The sequence below is a fragment of the Edwardsiella ictaluri ATCC 33202 genome (genome assembly GCF_000264785.1).
Taxonomy (GTDB): Bacteria; Pseudomonadota; Gammaproteobacteria; order Enterobacterales; family Enterobacteriaceae; genus Edwardsiella; species Edwardsiella ictaluri.
On sequence record NZ_AFJI01000117.1, the window covers coordinates 1 to 5,643 of the forward strand.

Sequence of the window (5,643 nt, forward strand, 5' to 3'; positions counted from 1 at the left end):
AGTGAAATGCGTCACGAACTGGAAGCCCTCGCCGAGAAAAACCGGCTATCGCTGAGCGACTTTGTGAAACGCACACTGTGCGAAAATATGACCGGGCGGCGATTTGAGCAGGCGCAGAACGAGCTCACCCGGCTGGAGTCCTCAGCACGGAACATCGACAGGCAGACAGCCAAACTGGCCGGCGAACACCGGGAGCTGCTGGAGAAGACACAGAACAGGGGCAAAGAGATGCTGAAGGTCATCGCCGCCGTACAACGGCAGACAGCGGATCTGAGCACTGCGATCGATGGCATCAGGACGCGGGAGCGCTGGGAACGGTTTACCACGCTGCTGATCTGCGCCATGTTCCTGCTGATTTTCGGGTTTGCGGGAACCTGCGCCGCCTACTGGTTACTGATCAGCTGATCACGGGAACACCGTGCGAACGCGCTAAAGCCCAACCATAGGTGCTCTTCCGCTTCCTCGACAGGACAGAATCGCCAGCGCTACGCTATGGCTCCCTAATCCTGTCTTGCGGCGAGCGGTGGGGATGAATGCAACGGGATAAAATGGCGAGAACAAAAAACCCCCTAACGGGGGCTGTTATCTGATATAGGTTTTATTTGGTGCACTCTCAAAGTAAGCCGCGTTTCTTTTTCTGATAGTACCAACGCCGACTAATCCCTAACGCCTCCCACGGTTGCAGGCTGCGCGCCGAGTCCTCGACAGCTCCGCGTTTTGACTTCCGCCCTTTAGCTGCCTGTGATTCATGTGTATTTCGCCCACCTCTGGCCGCCTGTATCTCCGGCGTGTGCGTATCAGTAAGTTAATTAGTCTGATTAGAGGATCCGATTAAGATCATTTACAGGATCCTTTAAAATAAAAAACGACATGGTACAATGGCTTAATATTGCATTAACATGCATAATCACAATAGTAGATGCTCCCTACAAGAAAACTTCCTCATATGACCGTTATATCTACCAATGTATTACAAGCACAAATTGGCAATATGTTGACTGGCTTCGGACTGCCTCTCGATACGCTGCATACCCTCGCAGCAGAGCGCACTCTCGCCCTACAGCTTGAGGGGTTGCCCGACCTCATGCTTTCGCTGGTCGAAGAGGAGATCTGGCTCTGGAGTATGCTGCAGAATCTGAGCACCAACAGATTAATAGACTGTGCCCCCGCTGTACTGACCCAGCTCATCAGGCCAGTGGATGGGATACTGGGAGGTCAGTTGACCTTGGGGGAAGGTGAAAAAGGGTATGAATTGAAGGGGCAGGTCAATCCTCGCTGGCTAGACCAAGAAAATGGACTACTTATTACGACGCAGGGATTTATCCGCCTGCTAGCCGTGTTTTGTCACGCTACCGAAACAGATAATTGAGCCATGTTACCTATCAACCGCATCATCGCAACGGCCTCGCACTCCACCGCCACTCATAGCGTAGACACTGGAGCAACAACTCGTATCGGCCTAGCCACATCTGCCAATATCAGCTTTCATGAGGGCCCCTATACTCATAAAAAACAAGGCGTACTGTATGCGCCCTTTGCATCATCAGACATAGTAGATATGGCGATAGGCAAGAACATGGTTCGCACTAAACAAAGCAAGCCTATCTACCCATTGCTCAGCCGCAACGAACAGGACAAGGCCACACTGGAGCAAATGAGAGCAACCCTGCTTAGCAAGTGGAAAGAAGAATACGAAGCAGAAATATTACATCTCAAAGAATATATAGACCAAATAACCCAACATGGTTTAACCGAAAAAGAAGCTCGTCAGCATTATCCATTAGGCCCAGAAGGCTTTGATAACATACAAAAAAGAATCGTAAAGTACTGCGCTCTAATTGATGCTCTAACAAATTTAACGATAAAGAGCAGCAATGACCTGAAATCACTCTCCCCAGACCAACATAAACTCTATGTAGTTGGACACGGCGGAGCAGGCATGGATATTCTGGCGGAAGATCCAGCCTGCCAGCAAGGAATGGTCACCGCCAAGGAAATTGCCCATCAGCTGGCTGAAGGTGGGCTTGACAAGCGCTTTACCGATATCCGTGTGACCGCCTGCTGGAGCGCAGATACCTGCGAGCCAACTTCATTTCAAAAATCGGCTCTTGATCTAGCATCTCAACCAGAAACTCAACGCAGTGGATTTCTTGGCCTATTTGGCAAGAAGGAGATCGTGGCCGAACCATTTGCCCAGACATTAAGCAACGAGATGACGCGGGAGGGTTTCGAGCAACCTCGAGTAAGCGGTTATCACGGTATTGGCATGACCTTCTCAAGTTTCGGTGAGCACAATCTACGTCGTTTGCCAGAGAGTGAGGAGAGCGACGCTCGCGCCTCCACTGTACGGCGAGTCTTCATCCCAGCCTAAGAAGGGAGCACCTCAGAATTCAGAATTTAATAAACCCGAACCTCGGCAATGGAGCTGCTTTCAGCAAACAGGGGAGCTGAGTACAGTGATCGATAGCATCAGGAGGCAGGAGCGCTGGGACGGTTCACCACTCGGCTAATCTGCACCATGTACATGCTGATTTTAGGATATGCGGGCATCTGTGCCACCGACTGGAAACAGATCCTCTAAACACGGAACACCGTGAGAATGCGCTAAAGCCACAACCATTGTGGACTATTCAGCTTCCTCGTCCGGACAGAATCGCCAGCGCTGCGCGATAGCTCCCGAATCCTGTCTTACGGCAAGCGGTGGGGATAAACGCAAAGGGATAAAATGACGAGAACAAAAAGCCCCCTAACGGGGGCTGTTATCTGATATAGGTTGTTATCTGGTGTCACTCAATCTCAGATTGGCGCTTCTTGTGTCGGTAGTACGTCCGGCGACTGATCCCCAATGCCTCCCACGGTTTCAGGCTGCGCGCCGAGTCCTCAACAGCTCCGCGTTTTGACTTCCGCCCTTTAGCTGCCTGTGATTCATGTGTATTTCGCCCACCTCTGGCCGCCTGTATCTCTGGCGTGTGCGTATCTGCCACAATAAAGCACAGGCGCGAAGTTTACGATTAAATCCCGTACTGCGAGCTTTTTCATACGCAGCATATAACTAGTGTTATGGTAAACAACCCCCCTTTTGTGTATATTGGCTTGTGACTGATAGCCTTTTTAGGATGGGGAAATCCAGTCAAGCGAAGTTGATTCGTTTTTAATAAAAAATAGGGAATGAGTTTAAGGTAGCTATACTTAGTAGGTGTTATATGATTAGTAATAATATGATTAAATGTAATGTTTTCCACGACCTTCATATTCCTAATGACGCAGCGGAGTCTGATGTAGAGACATATAAAAATGACCTTTCCGAGCGTATCTCATGTGAATACAACACTGATTCAGAAGAGGTTTTTATTCTAGCAAGCCCTGAGGAATTAAAAGATACAGAGTCACTCTCATTAGCTGTGTCGCCTAAAGCTCTCCATCAAGCCATTTCCTGCGAATTAGCCAAAATGACAGACCATGAGCTGAGAGAAAGAGATATGGTGGAAACAGGAAAAGAAATAAAACCAGATGATGAAGTTACAAAACTACATGAGTATATTATACGGGCAAATGGATATGTATAGGAATAGTGCATCAATTTAGTAGGACATATGTTGTCAATAACCGAACCAACCGCTTAATGCAGGTACACAGCGTCAAGTTGTGACACTAGATACGTTGGGTGAATACGTCACCTGTTAAATGTTAATCCAGCAGGACTTCCCTTGCATAGCTGCCCCAATAATCACTGGCGATCATACCGATGCTAAACGGTGTTAACAATACCCAGTATGTATCATCGGTGCGCAGACCTACAGAACAACCCCCCCCTAACGGGGGCTGTTATCTGATATAGGTTGTTATCTGGTGCACTCTCAAAGCAAGCCGCGTTTCTTTTTCTGATAGTACCAGCGGCGACTGATCCCCAACGCCTCCCACGGTTTCAGGCTGCGCGCCGAGTCCTCAACAGCTCCGCGTTTTGACTTCCGCCCTTTAGCTGCCTGTGATTCATGTGTATTTCGCCCACCTCTGGCCGCCTGTATCTCTGGCGTGTGCGTATCTGCCACATACTGCGCGAAGCCCTGCTCTGTGATGCGCTGGTGCGTCCATTTGGCAATGCTCTTGCCGATCGCCTTGCACTCGGCCAGTGACAGCGGCACGGTTAGCTGTGCGTTGTATGCCTCCACACGCTGGATCACCGCTGACAGCCATTGGTCATACTCCGGCCAACCCTGCCGAATCGCTCTGTATGACCATGTGCGCGTTTTTTCGAATAACTGGCAGTTACGACCCAACCCGTAAGCCTGTGCCTCTCTGCGAGGATCTGAGGCGCTTAAATCGACGTAATCCGCCAATTCATCCAGCGTGTACGGTTCACTACGCCATTCAGTGACGCCCCAATAGTCATGCAGTGGGTTTTTGCACAACAGGCTGGAATAGCCAAGATCGGCACGGAGCTTGTCACGTAAACCGCGCTCGATGGCTGCGGCATAACGCAGGGCTTTCAGGCTGCTGTTATCCGGTGCCGTTCTCACTGCCGTGTCGAGTGCATACAGCAGATGTGCATGACCATTGGCGGGATTCTTCACCGTCAGGTTAGGTGTGGGGGCGTTGACGTCACTCCAGTCGATGGCCGCACCGAGGCGATCAACGTCAAACACTAACCAATACATGGCGTGGGGCTGGTTGTGCTGGATGTAACGCGCCAGCATGGCACGGGATGCCGCACCGATACGCACACCATGCAGCAACTCATTGGTGTGGTAGGGTTTGCGTGGCAGATGCTCGCAAAACAGTGACAGGGCGGGGCTAGTCAAACCTGCCTGCACTTATGGCGGGCTGTTGTGTGGACATATCCATGTGCTAATATCCTCTCAAGGTTTACGCCTGCGCCCTCGTTATCGTGACATCCGCCAAGATTGCACACGATTTCGGGGGCGTTTGTTTTTCTGCGTTCCAAAGTACACCCAACAACAAGACCTGTCGATCCCTCAAGTATTTACCATAACGCCCGCTCGGCGCACCGCCTCAGACGTGCTGAGCGCGATTCTGAGGCGTTATCGGCAAAAGACGCAGCTTCGTACCCCCAAGACGGCCAAAATCGCGCAGGATGATTCTGGCGGCGTTGCATAGCCATTCACGACACTGCATGACGGTCAGATTCAGCGCCAATCGGCCACCAACCCCCGATTTTTTCCCCTCAGCGTTACCCGGTAACGGTGATCGGTGGCCGGAATTTTTCCGGGCGCCGATCATCGTTGGACAAGCGCCAGCGCGTCAGTAACGCCAAAATTTTTGCATGCAAAAAAATCTGCCGGGTGTCGGGGCGCATCGCCCTGTCCGGGGGTTTTGTGTGCCGCCAAACCTTGGCGGTTCAACAAAACATACCTTGTCCCTGGGTTGAGTGGTTTTGAGGTTCGTAGAACCGCATGGGGTTGGGTTGCAAAGGGGCACCCTTTGGCACGCCGATTGTGTAACGGGGATTTTCCCCGTGTGTACAATCGGTCTCGTGCCTGTCGTTGAGAAATGTGTCTACAGAAACACCTACCAAAATCAGGCGTTGAACCCCGCCACGCCTGCTGTGTACGGTCTGCAAACACCCCGTTTACAGGACGTTTTGCCATGACCACGAAAACCACCACCCTGAGCATCCGGATCAGC

At 51.1% G+C, this 5,643-nt stretch carries 5 protein-coding genes and 3 pseudogenes; 4 read left to right on the forward strand and 4 right to left on the reverse strand.

The features are described 5' to 3' along the window. Positions 1–405, forward strand: a 405-nt coding sequence (locus EIEH_RS19335) for a hypothetical protein (protein WP_035610457.1), incomplete at its 5' end; no start/stop codon positions are given. Positions 406–613: 208 nt separating this feature from the next. On the opposite strand, the pseudogene EIEH_RS20025 reads toward EIEH_RS19335, so the two are convergent. Next, positions 614–805, reverse strand: a pseudogene (locus tag EIEH_RS20025) (replication initiation protein); the annotation flags it as partial. A 141-nt stretch (positions 806–946) separates the two neighbouring features. Here EIEH_RS20025 and EIEH_RS16785 point away from each other — a divergent pair. Further along, complete coding sequence (locus tag EIEH_RS16785; protein ID WP_020846157.1) at positions 947–1,369, forward strand: InvB/SpaK family type III secretion system chaperone; 423 nt, start codon at positions 947–949, stop codon at positions 1,367–1,369. A 3-nt stretch (positions 1,370–1,372) separates the two neighbouring features. Further along, on the forward strand, positions 1,373–2,371 hold the full coding sequence (locus EIEH_RS16790) for a hypothetical protein (protein ID WP_015396715.1): 999 nt from the start codon (positions 1,373–1,375) through the stop codon (positions 2,369–2,371). A gap of 415 nt (positions 2,372–2,786) precedes the next feature. On the opposite strand, the pseudogene EIEH_RS20030 reads toward EIEH_RS16790, so the two are convergent. Continuing rightward, positions 2,787–2,984: pseudogene (locus tag EIEH_RS20030) on the reverse strand (replication initiation protein); the annotation flags it as partial. 219 nt (positions 2,985–3,203) lie between these two features. Here EIEH_RS20030 and EIEH_RS19215 point away from each other — a divergent pair. Then, positions 3,204–3,566 carry a hypothetical protein gene (locus EIEH_RS19215; RefSeq protein WP_049640979.1) on the forward strand — a complete coding sequence of 121 codons (363 nt, stop codon included), beginning with the start codon at positions 3,204–3,206 and terminating at the stop codon, positions 3,564–3,566. Between the two features lie 88 nt (positions 3,567–3,654). Here the strand turns inward: EIEH_RS19215 and EIEH_RS19415 are convergent. Together EIEH_RS19415 and EIEH_RS16795 are read right to left on the reverse strand one after the other, a co-directional pair. Further along, positions 3,655–3,795 (reverse strand): annotated as a pseudogene (locus EIEH_RS19415) (IS1 family transposase); the annotation flags it as partial. Between the two features lie 62 nt (positions 3,796–3,857). Beyond that, positions 3,858–4,799, reverse strand: a complete 942-nt coding sequence (locus tag EIEH_RS16795; RefSeq protein WP_010895416.1) for a replication initiation protein — start codon at positions 4,797–4,799, stop codon at positions 3,858–3,860. Between the last annotated feature and the right edge of the window lie 844 nt (positions 4,800–5,643).